General features: G+C 74.6%; 16 protein-coding genes. 8 read left to right on the forward strand and 8 right to left on the reverse strand.

The features are described from left to right. The first annotated feature begins 153 nt into the window (after window positions 1-153). On the forward strand, window positions 154-1,578 hold the full coding sequence (glnA, locus tag Acit_RS04850) for a type I glutamate--ammonia ligase (RefSeq protein ID WP_248106307.1): 1,425 nt from the start codon (window positions 154-156) through the stop codon (window positions 1,576-1,578). 30 nt (window positions 1,579-1,608) lie between these two features. Here glnA and Acit_RS04855 read toward each other — a convergent pair whose 3' ends face one another. After that, window positions 1,609-2,259, reverse strand: a complete 651-nt coding sequence (locus Acit_RS04855; RefSeq protein ID WP_248106308.1) for a helix-turn-helix domain-containing protein — start codon at window positions 2,257-2,259, stop codon at window positions 1,609-1,611. Window positions 2,260-2,370: 111 nt separating this feature from the next. Between Acit_RS04855 and Acit_RS04860 the strand changes: the two genes are divergently transcribed. Beyond that, window positions 2,371-2,724 (forward strand): hypothetical protein, encoded by a 354-nt coding sequence (locus Acit_RS04860; protein WP_248106309.1) that lies wholly within the window; start codon window positions 2,371-2,373, stop codon window positions 2,722-2,724. After that, window positions 2,721-3,008, forward strand: a complete 288-nt coding sequence (locus Acit_RS04865; protein ID WP_248106310.1) for a hypothetical protein — start codon at window positions 2,721-2,723, stop codon at window positions 3,006-3,008. The genes Acit_RS04860 and Acit_RS04865 overlap by 4 nt, the downstream gene beginning before the upstream one ends. Window positions 3,009-3,054: 46 nt before the next feature. Here Acit_RS04865 and Acit_RS04870 read toward each other — a convergent pair whose 3' ends face one another. Beyond that, entirely contained in the window at window positions 3,055-3,453 is a 399-nt protein-coding gene (locus Acit_RS04870) for a VOC family protein (protein WP_248106311.1), read from the reverse strand. A 9-nt stretch (window positions 3,454-3,462) separates the two neighbouring features. Continuing rightward, window positions 3,463-3,666, reverse strand: a complete 204-nt coding sequence (locus tag Acit_RS04875) for a hypothetical protein (protein ID WP_248106312.1) — start codon at window positions 3,664-3,666, stop codon at window positions 3,463-3,465. A 59-nt stretch (window positions 3,667-3,725) separates the two neighbouring features. Between Acit_RS04875 and Acit_RS04880 the strand changes: the two genes are divergently transcribed. Further along, on the forward strand, window positions 3,726-3,998 hold the full coding sequence (locus tag Acit_RS04880; RefSeq protein ID WP_248106313.1) for a MoaD/ThiS family protein: 273 nt from the start codon (window positions 3,726-3,728) through the stop codon (window positions 3,996-3,998). Between the two features lie 134 nt (window positions 3,999-4,132). Beyond that, a complete protein-coding gene (locus tag Acit_RS04885) occupies window positions 4,133-5,131 on the forward strand; it encodes a PP-loop family protein (protein WP_248106316.1) in 999 nt (332 codons plus the stop codon). On the opposite strand, the gene Acit_RS04890 is transcribed toward Acit_RS04885, so the two are convergent. From Acit_RS04890 to Acit_RS04900, 3 genes are all read right to left on the reverse strand, one after another. Then, window positions 5,073-5,828, reverse strand: coding sequence for an SDR family NAD(P)-dependent oxidoreductase (locus Acit_RS04890; RefSeq protein ID WP_248106319.1), 756 nt, complete (start codon window positions 5,826-5,828; stop codon window positions 5,073-5,075). The two genes, Acit_RS04885 and Acit_RS04890, sit on opposite strands and share 59 nt — an antisense overlap. A 42-nt stretch (window positions 5,829-5,870) precedes the next feature. Further along, on the reverse strand, window positions 5,871-6,584 hold the full coding sequence (locus Acit_RS04895; RefSeq protein WP_248106322.1) for a GNAT family N-acetyltransferase: 714 nt from the start codon (window positions 6,582-6,584) through the stop codon (window positions 5,871-5,873). Window positions 6,585-6,672: 88 nt separating this feature from the next. Beyond that, the gene (locus tag Acit_RS04900) at window positions 6,673-7,302 is read right to left on the reverse strand and encodes a class I SAM-dependent methyltransferase (RefSeq protein ID WP_248106325.1); all 630 of its coding nucleotides are present in this window, start codon (window positions 7,300-7,302) and stop codon (window positions 6,673-6,675) included. A 65-nt stretch (window positions 7,303-7,367) separates the two neighbouring features. On the opposite strand from Acit_RS04900, the gene Acit_RS04905 reads away from it, so the two are divergent. Further along, a complete protein-coding gene (locus tag Acit_RS04905; protein ID WP_248106332.1) occupies window positions 7,368-8,399 on the forward strand; it encodes a 6-phosphofructokinase in 1,032 nt (343 codons plus the stop codon). 81 nt (window positions 8,400-8,480) lie between these two features. Beyond that, window positions 8,481-8,999 (forward strand): hypothetical protein, encoded by a 519-nt coding sequence (locus Acit_RS04910; protein ID WP_248106334.1) that lies wholly within the window; start codon window positions 8,481-8,483, stop codon window positions 8,997-8,999. Here Acit_RS04910 and Acit_RS04915 read toward each other — a convergent pair. Continuing rightward, on the reverse strand, window positions 8,996-10,504 hold the full coding sequence (locus Acit_RS04915; RefSeq protein ID WP_248106337.1) for an MFS transporter: 1,509 nt from the start codon (window positions 10,502-10,504) through the stop codon (window positions 8,996-8,998). The genes Acit_RS04910 and Acit_RS04915 overlap by 4 nt on opposite strands. A gap of 133 nt (window positions 10,505-10,637) precedes the next feature. Here Acit_RS04915 and Acit_RS04920 point away from each other — a divergent pair, with 133 nt between their 5' ends. Further along, window positions 10,638-11,204, forward strand: a complete 567-nt coding sequence (locus tag Acit_RS04920) for a YceI family protein (RefSeq protein WP_248106340.1) — start codon at window positions 10,638-10,640, stop codon at window positions 11,202-11,204. A gap of 49 nt (window positions 11,205-11,253) precedes the next feature. Here Acit_RS04920 and Acit_RS04925 read toward each other — a convergent pair whose 3' ends face one another. Continuing rightward, entirely contained in the window at window positions 11,254-12,585 is a 1,332-nt protein-coding gene (locus Acit_RS04925; protein WP_248106342.1) for an alkyl sulfatase dimerization domain-containing protein, read from the reverse strand. Window positions 12,586-12,628 lie beyond the last annotated feature (43 nt).

The following is a 12,628-nucleotide window of genomic DNA, read 5'->3' on the forward strand; positions in this document are numbered from 1 at the left end:
CAAGCTCCTGGCCGTCGGACGGGCGTGCTGGGCCCTACGCGCAGCTGCTACCGTCCGGCCCGTGCCGGAGGCCCGCCCGGGCCGCCCCGGCGCGCCGGTGCCCAGGGCGCGGCCTGGCGCGACCAGCCGAAAGAGCGAGCCGAAGGAGGAGCCGTGCAGCAGCGGACCCCGGCGGAGGTCCTCCGCCTCATGCAGGAGCAGGGCGTCGAGATCGTCGACGTCCGCTTCGTGGACCTGCCCGGGCTGACCCAGCACTTCTCCATCCCGGCCCACGCCCTCACCGAGGAGGTCTTCGAGGAGGGCCTGGGCTTCGACGGCTCCTCCATCCGGGGCTTCCAGGAGATCCAGGAGTCCGACATGCTCCTGATCCCCGACCCCTCCACGGCAGTCATCGACCCGTTCCGGCAGCACACCACCTTGAACCTGAACTGCTTCGTCCGGGACCCCGTGACCCTCGAGCCCTACTCCCGGGACCCTCGCTACGTGGCCCAGAAAGCCGAGCGCTACCTGGCCTCCACCGGCATCGCCGACACGGCCTACTTCGGGCCCGAGGCCGAGTTCTTCATCTTCGACGACGTCCGCTACGCGCAGGACCAGCACTCGGCCTTCTACCAGGTGGACTCCATCGAAGGCTGGTGGAACGCCGCCCGGCACGAGGACGGGGGCAACCTGGGCTACAAGATCCGCCCCAAGGAGGGCTACTTCCCGGTGCCCCCCACGGACCACTTCCAGGACCTGCGCTCGGAGATGATCCTGACGATGGAGCGGCTGGGCATCGAGATCGAGGTCCAGCACCACGAGGTGGCCACCGCCGGCCAGGCCGAGATCGACATGCGCTTCGACACCCTGCTGGTCATGGCGGACAAGCTCATGCTCTACAAGTACGTCGTGAAGAACGTGGCCCGGAAGGCGGGCTACACGGCCACCTTCATGCCCAAGCCCCTCTTCCAGGACAACGGCTCGGGCATGCACACCCACCAGTCCCTCTGGAAGGACGGCCAGCCCCTCTTCGCCGGGGACGGCTACGCCGGCCTCTCGGACATCGGCCGCTGGTACATCGGGGGGCTGCTCCGCCACGCCCCGGCCGTCCTGGCCTTCGCCGCGCCGAGCACCAACTCCTACAAGCGTCTGGTGCCGGGCTACGAGGCCCCGGTGAACCTCGTCTACTCCCAGCGGAACCGCTCGGCGGCCTGCCGCATCCCCCTCTACTCCCAGAGCCCGAAGGCCAAGCGGGTGGAGTTCCGCTGCCCGGACCCCTCCTGCAACCCGTACCTGGCCTTCGCCGCCATGCTCATGGCCGGCCTCGACGGGGTCCAGAACCGCATCGAGCCGCCCGATCCGGTCGACCGGGACCTCTACGACCTGCCCCCCGAGGAGCTCGCCCAGGTGCCCCAGGTGCCCGGCAGCCTCGACGAGGCCCTGGCCGCCCTGGAGGAGGACCACGACTTCTTGAAGGCCGGCGGGGTCTTCACCGACGACCTCATCCAGACCTGGATCGAGTACAAGCGGGTCAACGAGGTCGACGCCATCCGCCTCCGGCCCCACCCCTGGGAGTTCATGCTCTACTACGACATCTGAGCCCGAAGGGCCAGGGGTCCTGCGAGGACGTCAGACGGCCGGCCCCTCGGGGCCGGCTCGTCGCGTCCGGCGCCCCGAGGGTCGTTGCGGGGCCGCCGTGGCCCGGGGCCCCGTCGGGACCCGGCGACCCGAACCGGTCCCGCTCCTTTCCTTGTCGCCGTCGGTCGGCAGGAGCACCCCGGCGACCAGCCAGCGGCGCCGACGGCCCCCCGGCGGGTTCGCCAGCCGAGGCTGGAGCACCCGCACCAGGTCGGCCAGCAGCTCGGTCAGCTCGGCGTCGGTCAGCCACAGGCCGGCCATGCGGTACCCGAGCTGGTCCGGCCGGTGCCCGCGCCCGGGGTCGTCGAGGGAACGCTCAGCAGCCCCGAGGAGGCTGGCCACGAACGCCGCAAACCCCCGCAGGCGTTCCTCGGGGGTCATCCGGGCCGCCTCGGCCGGGCCGACCTGGGCAGCAGCCCCCCGCAGCACGTAGGTCCGCTCCAGGGCGCCCCGGACCCGCCGCTCGGCCACCACCTGGAGCACCCCGGCCCTGCTCAGCTCCGCGACGTGCCGGTAGAGGCTGGCCTGGGGCACCTCGGGCAGCTCGGCGGCCAGCTGGCTCGTGGTCAGGGCCCGGTCGCCCAAGAAGGCTTGGAGGATCCGCAGCCGGACCGGGTGGAGCAGCAGGTCGACGCGGTCCACGACCGCACCCTAGCCACCCGCTCTCGGACCCGATAACGTTCTAAGAAATGAGAACGACTGGTCCGGTCAGGGGACCGGGCCGGGAGGACCGGGCAGGGACGAGGAGGTGCCATGGCGGAGCTGCGCCAGGAAGGCGAGGAGCTGGTCCTGCACCTGAGTGCGTTCGAGAAGGCCGAGGCGGTCCACGGGGACCTTCGGGTCCCCATGGCCCAGGTCGTCGGGCTGTCGGTGGTCGAGGACATCGTGGACCAGGTCCAGGGCCTCAAGCTCCCCGGGTCCCGGGTCCCGGGCTGGTTCGCCGTCGGCACCTTCGTGCAACGGGGCCAGCGGACCTTCGCCGTGGTCCACCACGACACCCCCCGGGGGATCCGGGTCCGCCTCCGGGATGCGCCCTACGACCAGCTCCTGGTTGGCAGCGCCGACCCTGAGGCGGTGGTGGCCCAGCTGGGCGGCCAGGTCTCGTGACGGCCGGCTCGTCCCGGCGGCGCCTGGTTCTGCTCGGGGCTGGGGCGCTGACCGCCCTGGAGGCCGTCGTCGTGGCCCGCCGCCGGGGCCGGCTGCTGGCCCTGGACACGGTGGTCCGTTGCCGGCGGGGCCACTGCTTCACCACCTGGTGGGTGCCCGGGGCGTCGCTGAAGGCCCTGCGGCTCGGCTGGTGGCGCTGGCAGCGCTGCCCGGTCGGGAGGCACTGGACCCTCGTGACCCCCGTCGACCCGCGCCGTCTCGACCCGGCCCGTCGGCTCCCCTAGGCCGACTCCCCTCGGCCAGGGCGTCGCCGAGGGCCAGGGGACTGCTTCAGGCCTGTGCCAGGCGCACCACGTTCCCCGAGGGGTCCCGCACGGCGCCGTCGCGGACCTCCCAGGGGCGGTCGGCCGGCTCCTCGAGCACCTCGACCCCCGCGGCCCGCAACCGGGCGACGGTGCCCTCGAGGTCGTCGGTGCGGAAGATGGCGGCCTGCAGGGCGCCCTTGGCCACCAGGGCGGCCAGGGCCTCGCCGTCGGCCTCGGACCGGCCCCCGTGGGGCGGGAAGAGGACCAGCTCGGCGTCCTGGCCGGGGGCGGCCAGGGTCAGCCAGCGGTGGGGCCCGGCCTGGACGTCCTGCCGGAGCTCCAAGCCCAGGAGGTCCCGATAGAAGGCCAAGGAGGCCTCGGGATCGAGGACGGGCACGAAAGCGGTGGCCAGACGGATCGACATGGTCCGAGCCTACGAGCCCGGCCCTCGGCCGGCTTCTTCGATCCTGCCCGATCTCGCCACGGCCACCTCGCGGCCCACGCAGCAGGGCAGGCGCTCCCAGGCCGCGGGGGCCGCGCCCTGCCAGCGGGTCGGGGGCTGGCCGACGAGCCGGTGGAAGCGGCTGCTGAAGGAGCCGACCGACGCCCAGCCCACCGCCAGGCAGGCCTCGGTCACCGAGGCCCCGCGCCGCAGCAGCGTCTGGGCCCGGGCCGGCCCCGCAGTACCGTGAAGACGTGGACGAGGACCGGGAGCAGCGGGGGTCCAGGATCGCCTCGGGGGTTGGTGGTGCCGAGGGCCAGGGGGCGGTCCGGGTGCGCCTGCGCAACCCCAGCCGCGAGGTCAGCCTGCCCGCACCGACCACCGTGGGCGGGGTCCTCGAGGCCCTGGGGCTGCCCCGGGCCAGCCACCTGGTGATCGTGAACGGCGAGCTGGTCCCCGGCGAGCATCCCCTCGGGCCCGGGGACGAGGTGGAGGTCCGACCGGTGGTCTCCGGGGGGGCCCGGTGACCGAGCACACCCCAGGGCGCCAGGACGCCGCCGCCCTGCCCGGAGCGGCCCCCGCGAATACCTGGCGTGCTGTCGCCCCGCCCCGTTCCCGGCGGGGTCCCCGACGCTGCGTCCGCTGCCGCCAGCCGGCGGCGGTGGAGCTGCCGGGTCAGCGGACCGCCTTCTGCCCGCCCTGCTACCTCCACCACGTCCGCCAGAAGGTGGCCCGCACCATGGCCGAGGGCCACATGCTCCGGCGGGGCGAACGGGCCGTCGTCGCCGTCTCGGGGGGCAAGGACTCGCTCTGCCTCTGGGACGTCCTGGCGACCGCCGCGGAGGCCGACGCGACGGGCGATGCGCCGCCTCTCCTCGAGGCCCCCCCGGCCGGCGTCTACCTGGACCTGGGGATCGGGGAGTACAGCGCCCGGTCCCGCGAGACGGTGGAGCGCTTCGCCGAGGCCCGGGGCCTGCCGCTCCACGTGGTGGCAGTGGCCGAGGAGCTCGGGGCGGGCATCCCCGAGGCCGCCCGGTCGGGGGCCCGGAGCGCCTGCGGGGTCTGCGGCCTGTCCAAACGGCACCTCCTCAACCGCTTCGCCCTGGCCGAGGGCTACGACGTGGTCCTGACCGGCCACAACCTCGACGACGAGGCGGCGGTCCTCCTGGGCAACGTCCTGCAGTGGGACCTCGAGCAGCTCCGCCGCCAGCGGCCGGTGCTCGAAGGACGCCCGGGCCTGGTCCGGCGGGCGAAGCCCCTCGTGCGGACCACCGAGTGGGAGACCGCCGCCTACTGCGTGGTGGCCGGCATCGACTACGTGGTGGAGGAGTGCCCGATGGCCGAGGGCAACCGCCACCTGGTCTACAAGGACCTCCTGGCCCGCCTGGAGGACCGGGCCCCGGGGATCCGCTCGGCCTTCCACCGGGGGTTCCTGCGCCGCCTGCAGCCCCTCCTGGAGGACCAGCTCGGGGAGCAGTCCCTGGCCGGCCTCCAGCCCTGCGCGCGCTGCGGGGCCCCGACCACCGGGGAGGTCTGCGCGTTCTGCCGGGTCGCCGAGCGCCTGGCGGCCCGCCGGGAGGCCGGGGACGGGGCCGAGCCCCTCAGCGCAGGTGCAGACCCCCATCCACCAGCAGGACCTCCCCCGTCACGTACGGACTAAGCACCAGGCCGCAGATGGCGGCGGCCACGTCCTCGGGGCGGCCGGTCCGGGCCAGGGGAGCGGTGCGCTCCACGTGGCTCCGCACCGCCTCCCAGGAGGCGGTCCAGGGGGTCTCGACCATGCCCGGGGCCACGGCGTTCACCCGGATCGCCGGGCCGAGGGCGCTGGCGAGCAGCCGGGTCATGTGGGAGACGGCCGCCTTCGAGCAGGCGTAGGGGATCGAGCTGCCCGAGGGCCGCTCGCCGGCGATCGAGGAGACGTTCACCACCTGGCCCTGGCCGCTGGCCCGCAGGTGGGGCACGGCGGCCACCGTCACCTGCCAGGTGCCCAGCACGTTCACGTCCAGGATCTCCCGCCACACCGCCGGGCTGGCCGCCTCCAGGTCCTGGTGGGGGATCACCCGGGTGGTCCCGGCGTTGTTCACCAGCACGTCCAGCCGGCCGTGGCGCTCGACCGTCTCGGCCACCAGCCGGCGGGCCTCAGCCTCGTCGGCCACGTCCGCCTGCAGGTAGCTCGCCCCGGGCAGCTCGGCGGCCAGAGCCTCCCCGGCCGCCACCGACCGAGCCGAGTTCACCACCACCGTCGCCCCCAGGTCGGCCAGGGCACGGGCTGTGGCCGCCCCGATGCCCGAGGACGAGCCCGTGACCAGGGCCACCTGGCCCGCCAGGGGGCGGTCGTCCGCTCGAGGTCCGCTCACCGGCCCAGGCTAGCCAGGGGCCCGGTCCCGGACCGGGCTGGCCTACGACGCCCGCGGGGCTGCCCCGGCCGGTCGGCGCATGGTCCACATGGGCGGGCCGCTCGGGGCGGGCCGGAGCTCCTCGAGCACCTCGTAGCCGAAGCGGCGGTAGTAGGGCAGGTTCTCGGCCTTCTGGGTCTCCAGGTAGCAGTCCAGGCCCTCGGCGTCGGCCGCCGCCATGCCCGGCGCCTGCAGCCGTGCCCCCAGGCCACAGCGCTGGACCAAGGGGTCGACGACCAGCAGGAACAGGTACCAGAGCTCCTCTTTCGGGTGGGCCCGGTCGATGGCCAGCAGGTAGCGCAGCCCGTCGAGCAGCCCGGGTGGGCGGCGCCAGAGGGCCCGCAGGCCCCCGAGGAGCTCCCGGGCCTGGCCGGCCAGGGGCAGGGGGTAGGTGCCCGGGGGGAACCAGACCGAGACGCCGAGCAGCCGCTCCCCCTGCCAGGCCCCGTAGCAGCGGGCCCGGGGGCCCGAGGCCTCCAGGCAGGCCAGCCAGAACCAGCCGAGCCCCCGGGAGCGTTCCAGGGCCCGGGGCTCGAGGTGCTCGAAGAGGGGGTCGTGGTGGAACGCCCGGGTGGCCACGGCCGCAGCCTGGCCCCGGTCCCCCGGCCGGGCCCCGGCCCCGAGGTCCAAGGGGCGGACCACCACCGGCCCTCCGGGCACCAGCACCGGGTCGGCCCAGGCCGGCTCCCCCGTCACCGGACGTTCGCTGCTCGTCATCGCTCCCCCCTCCCTTCGCCGCCACCGGATCGAGCGCCGGTCCTCGGCCGCTCCGTGCTCAGCCGGTCCGTGGTCAGCCGGCCTGTGCTCAGCCAGTCCGGCGGGCCGCCAGCCAGGCGAAGGGCTGGACGGCCCCGGTCGGGGTCCGGTGCTCCTCCCGCTCGCTGGCCACCGCCTCGAACCCCGGGCCCAGGGCGGCGAGCAGGCCCGGGGGGTCGTAGCGGCGGACCGGCAGGCCCGAGCACTGCTCGGGGCCGTCGGGGGCGAAGGCCCCGACCACGACCGCACCCCCGGGGTCCAGGGCCCGGCGGAGGACGGCCTGGTAGGCGGGCAGCTCGTCCTCGGTGAGGAAGTGCAGCACCGCCCGGTCGTGCCAGCAGCCGTAGCGCCGGGTCGGCGCGAAGGCCAGGAGGTCCGAGCACAGGAGCGTGACCCGGGGATCGCCGCCCAGGCGGCCGGCCACCTCGGCCAGGGCCTCCTCCGCCACGTCGAGCACCGTCACGTCCCGGAAGCCCCGGGCCACGAGACGGTCCGCCAGGAACGACGCGCCCCCGCCGACGTCGAGCACCGCGGTCTGCGGCCCCACACCCAGGGCGTCGAGCAGGGCCAGGGAGACCCGCGGCTCGGCCTGGTACCAGCTCCGGCTCGTCGGGGGCCGGGTGGTGTAGACCGAACGCCAGTGGGCGGCGCGGGCCTCGGGGGTCGCCGCGGGGGCCACGCCTCCTGCCTAGCACAGCGTCGCCGACCAGGAGCGGTCGAGGAGCCGAACGGGGGAGGGGTCAGATGCGCATCGGGGTCTTGACCGGCGGCGGGGACTGCCCCGGGCTGAACGCCGTCATCCGAGCCGTGGTCCGCCGAGCCGAGGTGGGCTTCGGGGACGAGCTGGTCGGCATCGCGGACGGCTGGCGGGGCCTCCTGGAGGGCCGGACCCTGCCCCTCGACGTGGAGCGCTGCCGGGGGATCCTGCCCCGGGGCGGGACCATCCTCGGGACCTCCCGCACCAACCCCTACGCCGCCCCCGACGGGCCGGCCCGGGTCCTGGCCACGGCCGCCGAGCTCGGCCTGGACGCAATCGTGGCCATCGGCGGGGAGGACACCTTGGGCGTGGCCCACCGGCTGGCCGCCGAGGGCCTGGCCGTGGTGGGGGTGCCGAAGACCATCGACAACGACCTGGCGGGCACCGAGCTGACCTTCGGGTTCCACACCGCCGTCCAGACCGCCACCGAGGCCATCGACCGGCTCCACACCACCGCCGAGTCCCACGACCGGGTGATCGTCTGCGAGGTCATGGGCCGCCACGCCGGCTGGATCGCCACCTACGCCGGCATCGCCGGCGGCGCCACCGCCATCCTGGTGCCCGAGGAGCCCTTCGACCTCGACGAGGTCTGCGAAGTGCTCCGGGTCCGCCACGCCAAGGGCCGTTACGCCTCCATCGTGGTGGTGGCCGAAGGGGCCGTGCCGAAGGAGGGGACCCTGACCCTCGCGGCTGCCGAGCTCGACGCCTTCGGCCACCCCCGCCTGGGGGGCATCGCCGCGGTCCTCGCCCCCGAGATCGAGCGGCGCACCGGCATCGAGACCCGCATGACCATCCTGGGCCACATCCAGCGGGGCGGGAGCCCCACGGCCTTCGACCGGGTGCTCGCCACCCGCTTCGGGGTGGCGGCCGCCGAGGCGGTCCACGAGGGGGCCTTCGACCAGATGGTGGCCCTCCGGGCCGGACAGATCGTCCGGGTCCCCCTGGCCGAGGCCCTCGCGGCCCCCAAGCACCTGGACCCCGAGCTCCTCCACGGGGTGGCCGACTGGTTCCGGGGCTGAGCCGAACGCCCGTGGGAGGCTAGGGGCCCCGATCCCGCGCCACCCCGACGACCCCCGTCGGGCGACGGAAGGAGCCTCGTCATGCCCACAGTCCCGGACCCTCCTCGAGGCGAGCCGGCCCCCGGCGACCCGATCCCCCGTCCCCCCGCCTCGACGGACCCCCCGGGCGAGCCGACCACCGCGCCGGACCAGGACGGTACGGGGAGCCTCACCGCCCTCGCGGCACCCATGACCCGCTTCGAGCGGGCCCTCCAGGTGATCCCCCGGGCCCTCTCCAGCAAGGTCCACGTCCTGCTCCTCCTCGCCCTCGGGCTTTACCTCGTGGTCCTCCCGCTCCTCGGCGTGACGGTCAGCGCGAAGGCCGAGCTCATCGGGGGCAACTACACGAACGTCACCAGCGACGTCGGGGCCTGCATCGCGGCGGGCGGCACCTTGCACCTCATCCGCCAGAACCGTCGTCGCCACCGCCTCGAGCAGGAGCGCCTCCGCCTCACCACCGAGGTCCACGCCCTGCTCTGCCGGGCCCACCCCGAGCTCGCCGAGTCCCTCGGGGTCGGCGCGGCCGATCCCTCGACCGGCTCGAACCAGGCGGCCGGCTAGGGCTCGGCGCCCGCCCCCAGGGTGACCCCGGCCGGCTCCGGGCTCGGGGGGTCCTGGTAGATGGCCCGGGCTCGCCGCTGGCCCCAGGGGCCGGCGCAGACCCCGGCGATCGCCGCAGCCCCGAGGCCGCAGGCCACCGTGGCCCACCAGGCCAGGTGGGTGGCGGCAGCGAAGCTGGCCCGGTCCGCCACCGGCAGGTGCCCGCTGGCGAACGCCGCCGTGCTCACCAGGCCCCCCATGACCGCCACGCCCAGCACGTTGCCGACCTGCCGCGAGCTCGAGGCGATGGCCGAGGCCACCCCGGCCTGCTCGGGGGGCATGCCGCTCACCGCGGTGTTCGTGATCGGCGGGTTCATGAGGCCGAAGCCGAGCCCCAAGAGCACGTAGGCCCCGGCCAGCTGCAGGTAGGGGGTGGTCGGGGTCAGGTCCAGCAGCAGGGCCGCCCCGGCCGCCAGGCCCAGGCCCGAGAGGACCAGCGGCAAGCGGGGACCGAGCCGGGCCACCAGGCGGCCGGCCACCGGCGAGGAGGCGGCGATGACCGTGGTGGCCGGCAGCAGGCTCACCCCGGCCAGCAGAGCCGAGTCCCCCCGGACCTCCTGGAGGTAGAGGGTGGTGACGAAGAGGAAGCCCGAGAGGGCCAAGAAGCCCAGGATGGCGACCGCGTTCGCCGCCGAGAACGGCGGGCTGCGGAAGAAGCGCAGCTCGACGAGCGGCTCGAGCTGCCGACCCTCCACCACCACCAGGCCGACCAGCGCCACCCCGGCGGCCGCCAGGGCCCCGAGGACCGCCGGGTGGAGCCACCCGCTGTCGGGCCCCTCGATGAGACCGAAGGTCAGACCCCCGAGCAGCACCATGGCCAGCACCTGGCCCACCGGGTCGGGCCGCCGCGGCCGAGGCGCCTTCGACTCGGGCACGAACCGCCGGGCCGCGGCCCAGGCGGCCACCCCGACCGGCACGTTCACCCAGAACACCGACCGCCAGCCCACCGCGGCGACCAGCAGCCCCCCGATGATCGGGCCCGACGCCACCCCCAGGCCGAACACGGCGCTCCAGATCCCCAGGGCCCGGGCCCGCTCGGCCGGGTCGGTGTAGACCTGCCGGACGATCGACAGCGACACCGGGGTCAGCATGCAGCCACCCAGGGCCTGGAGCATCCGGAAGGCCACCAGCAGCCCCGTGCCCGGGGCCAGGCTGCAGAGCAGGGACCCCAGGCTGAACAGCAGCAGGCCGGTGGTGAACACCCGACGGCGTCCGATCCGGTCCGCCACCGCCCCCGAGAGCATCAGCAGGGTGGCCAGCACCAAGAGGTAGGCGTCGGCCACCCACTGCAGGCTGGCCACGTCCGCCCGGAAGGCCCGGCCGATCGTCGGCAGGGCCACGTTCAGCACCGTGCTGTCCACGTAGGTCATGAACAGGCTGACGCTGCAGATCACCAGGACCAGGAGCCGCCGCCGACGGCCCTCGGGGCCGGGGGGCGGGAAGGGGACCTGGCGTGCCGAGCGCACCCGCCCAGGCTACCAGCCCCTCTGCACAAACTCGTTGCGACTGCAATAGTTGACGGGTACGATGGGTTGCAGGGTGATCGATGCACCCGTCCATCTCGATCCGCTGCGAGGCAGCGGTCAGCAAGGAGGAGCCATGAGCACTGCCGTCACCATCCCCGGCTACGTCGCCGGCACCTGGGACGCCGACGTCGTCCACTCCGAGGTCACCTTCGTCGTCCGCCACATGGTGGTGAGCAAGGTCCGGGGCAAGTTCGACCGCTTCAGCGCCACCATCGTGACCGCCGAGGACCCCCTCGCCTCCAGCGTCGAGGCCACCATCGAGGCCGCCTCCATCAACACCGGCAACGAGCAGCGGGACCAGCACATCCGCTCGGCCGACTTCCTCGACGCCGAGCACTACCCGACCATCACCTTCCGCTCGACCGGCATCCGCCCCAACGGCGACCAGTTCCTGGTCGACGGCGAGCTCACCATCCGGGGCGTCACCCGGCCGGTCACCTTGGCGCTCGAGGTCAACGGCTTCACCCCCGACCCCTACGGCGGCACCCGGGCCGGTTTCTCGGCGACCACCGAGATCGACCGCAACGACTTCAACGTCAGCTACAACGGCCCGATCCCCGGCGCCGACAACGCCATGATCCTCTCGGACAAGGTCACCATCCACCTCGAGATCGAGGCCGTCCTCCGCAAGGACGCCTGACCCCCCGCCATCGGCCCGGCGCCGGCGTCGACCTGCTTCCGTCTCCCCCTCAGGTCGATCCGCCCCCCACCCGGTCGGCCTGACCCTGCTCGAGCCGGCGCCGGGCCCAGGCGGCCGTGTCGTGGTAGATGCCCTTCGCCATGAGGGAGGTGGCGGCTGCGAAGCGGGCCTCGGCTACCTCGGCCCGGGTCGCCAGGACCAGGGGGTCATCCGGGTCGGCCAGGACCGCCCACTCGGCCAGTTCTCCGGCCAGGCGCAGCTCTCCCTCGCCGGCCAGCCGCCGGGCCTCCGCGGCCAGCACCCCGGGCCCCCCGGCCAGCCGGGCCACGGTCGCCGCCAGGGCGGCCTCCTCCGGCGGGTGCAGGTGGGCCGGGTTCCCGTCCCACCAGCCGCCGTAGAGCCGCCAGAGGTTCCGCACCACGAACTCCGGCTCGTCGTAGAGGGGGCGCAGGTAGGGCTTCGCCAGCGTGTCCTCGGGCAGTCGGACCTGGCGGATCACCTCGTCGAGCCGGCAGCCCGCCTCCATGAGGGCCCGGGTCTGGTCCACCAGGGTCTCGAGGGCCGAGGCGATGTCGTCCAGCACCCGGTGGACCCGTTCCCGGCCCGCCACCGGCAGGCCGTGGGCCGGGACCAGCAGCTCGGGCCCCAGCGTGTCCATGGCCCGGAGGGCCGCGGCCCACTCGTCCGGGTACCGCTGGACCTTCTGGGGGTTCCCGGCGTTCGGGAAGTGCCAGATCACGAAGTCCCCGCAGCACACCGCCCGCTGCTCCGGCAGCCACACCCAGGTGTGGTCGTCGGTCTCCCCCCGGCCGTGGTGCAGCGCCAGCGGCGTTCCCCCGACCTCCAGGTCCAGGCGGTCCTCGTAGGTCCGATCCGGCAGGGCCACCCCGTCCAGCAGCGCCAGCATCGCCTCGGGCCCCTCGGGCCGCTCCCCGATCCGGGAGCGCTCGGCCAGCCAGCCGAACTGCCGGCGGTTCACCTCCGCGGTCCAGCCCGGCATCGTCCGGTAGCGGGCCAGGCGGGTCGGGACCTGGCGGTGCGCCACCACCGTCGGACGGGGATGCCCCGCCGCCTCGGCCTCCGCCAGCACCAGACCCGACCCGCCGACGTGGTCCAGGTGGCCGTGGGTGTAGACCACCGTCCGGACCGGCCCCCGGTCCCAGCGTCGCAGGGCCTCGAGCACCGCCGGGGCCGACCAGCGCGAGCTCGTGTCCAGCACCACCAGCCCGTCGTCGGTCCGCAGGGCCACCAGGTGCCCGAAGGACTCCACCAGGGCCAGGTCCTCCCGGAGCTCGGAGAGCTCCTGGGTCACCCGGTGGACCGGCAAGTCGGTGCGCTGCTCGTCGACCACCGCGGCCGACAGCTCCAGGATCCCGGCCACGCCCCCTCCTCCCTTCAGCTTTAGCGAAATGATAACCAAGGGC

The sequence above is a fragment of the Aciditerrimonas ferrireducens genome, from assembly GCF_023130475.1.
GTDB lineage: Bacteria > Actinomycetota > Acidimicrobiia > Acidimicrobiales > UBA8190 > Aciditerrimonas > Aciditerrimonas ferrireducens.

Coding starts and splice junctions, on each gene's coding strand:
- Acit_RS04860 (WP_248106309.1), top strand. CDS start 2,371: ATGGCGGAGCTGCGCCAGGAAGGCGAGGAGCTGGTCCTGCACCTGAGT.
- Acit_RS04870 (WP_248106311.1), bottom strand. CDS start 3,453: ATGTCGATCCGTCTGGCCACCGCTTTCGTGCCCGTCCTCGATCCCGAG.
- Acit_RS04895 (WP_248106322.1), bottom strand. CDS start 6,584: ATGACGAGCAGCGAACGTCCGGTGACGGGGGAGCCGGCCTGGGCCGAC.
- Acit_RS04905 (WP_248106332.1), top strand. CDS start 7,368: ATGCGCATCGGGGTCTTGACCGGCGGCGGGGACTGCCCCGGGCTGAAC.
- Acit_RS04910 (WP_248106334.1), top strand. CDS start 8,481: ATGCCCACAGTCCCGGACCCTCCTCGAGGCGAGCCGGCCCCCGGCGAC.
- Acit_RS04920 (WP_248106340.1), top strand. CDS start 10,638: ATGAGCACTGCCGTCACCATCCCCGGCTACGTCGCCGGCACCTGGGAC.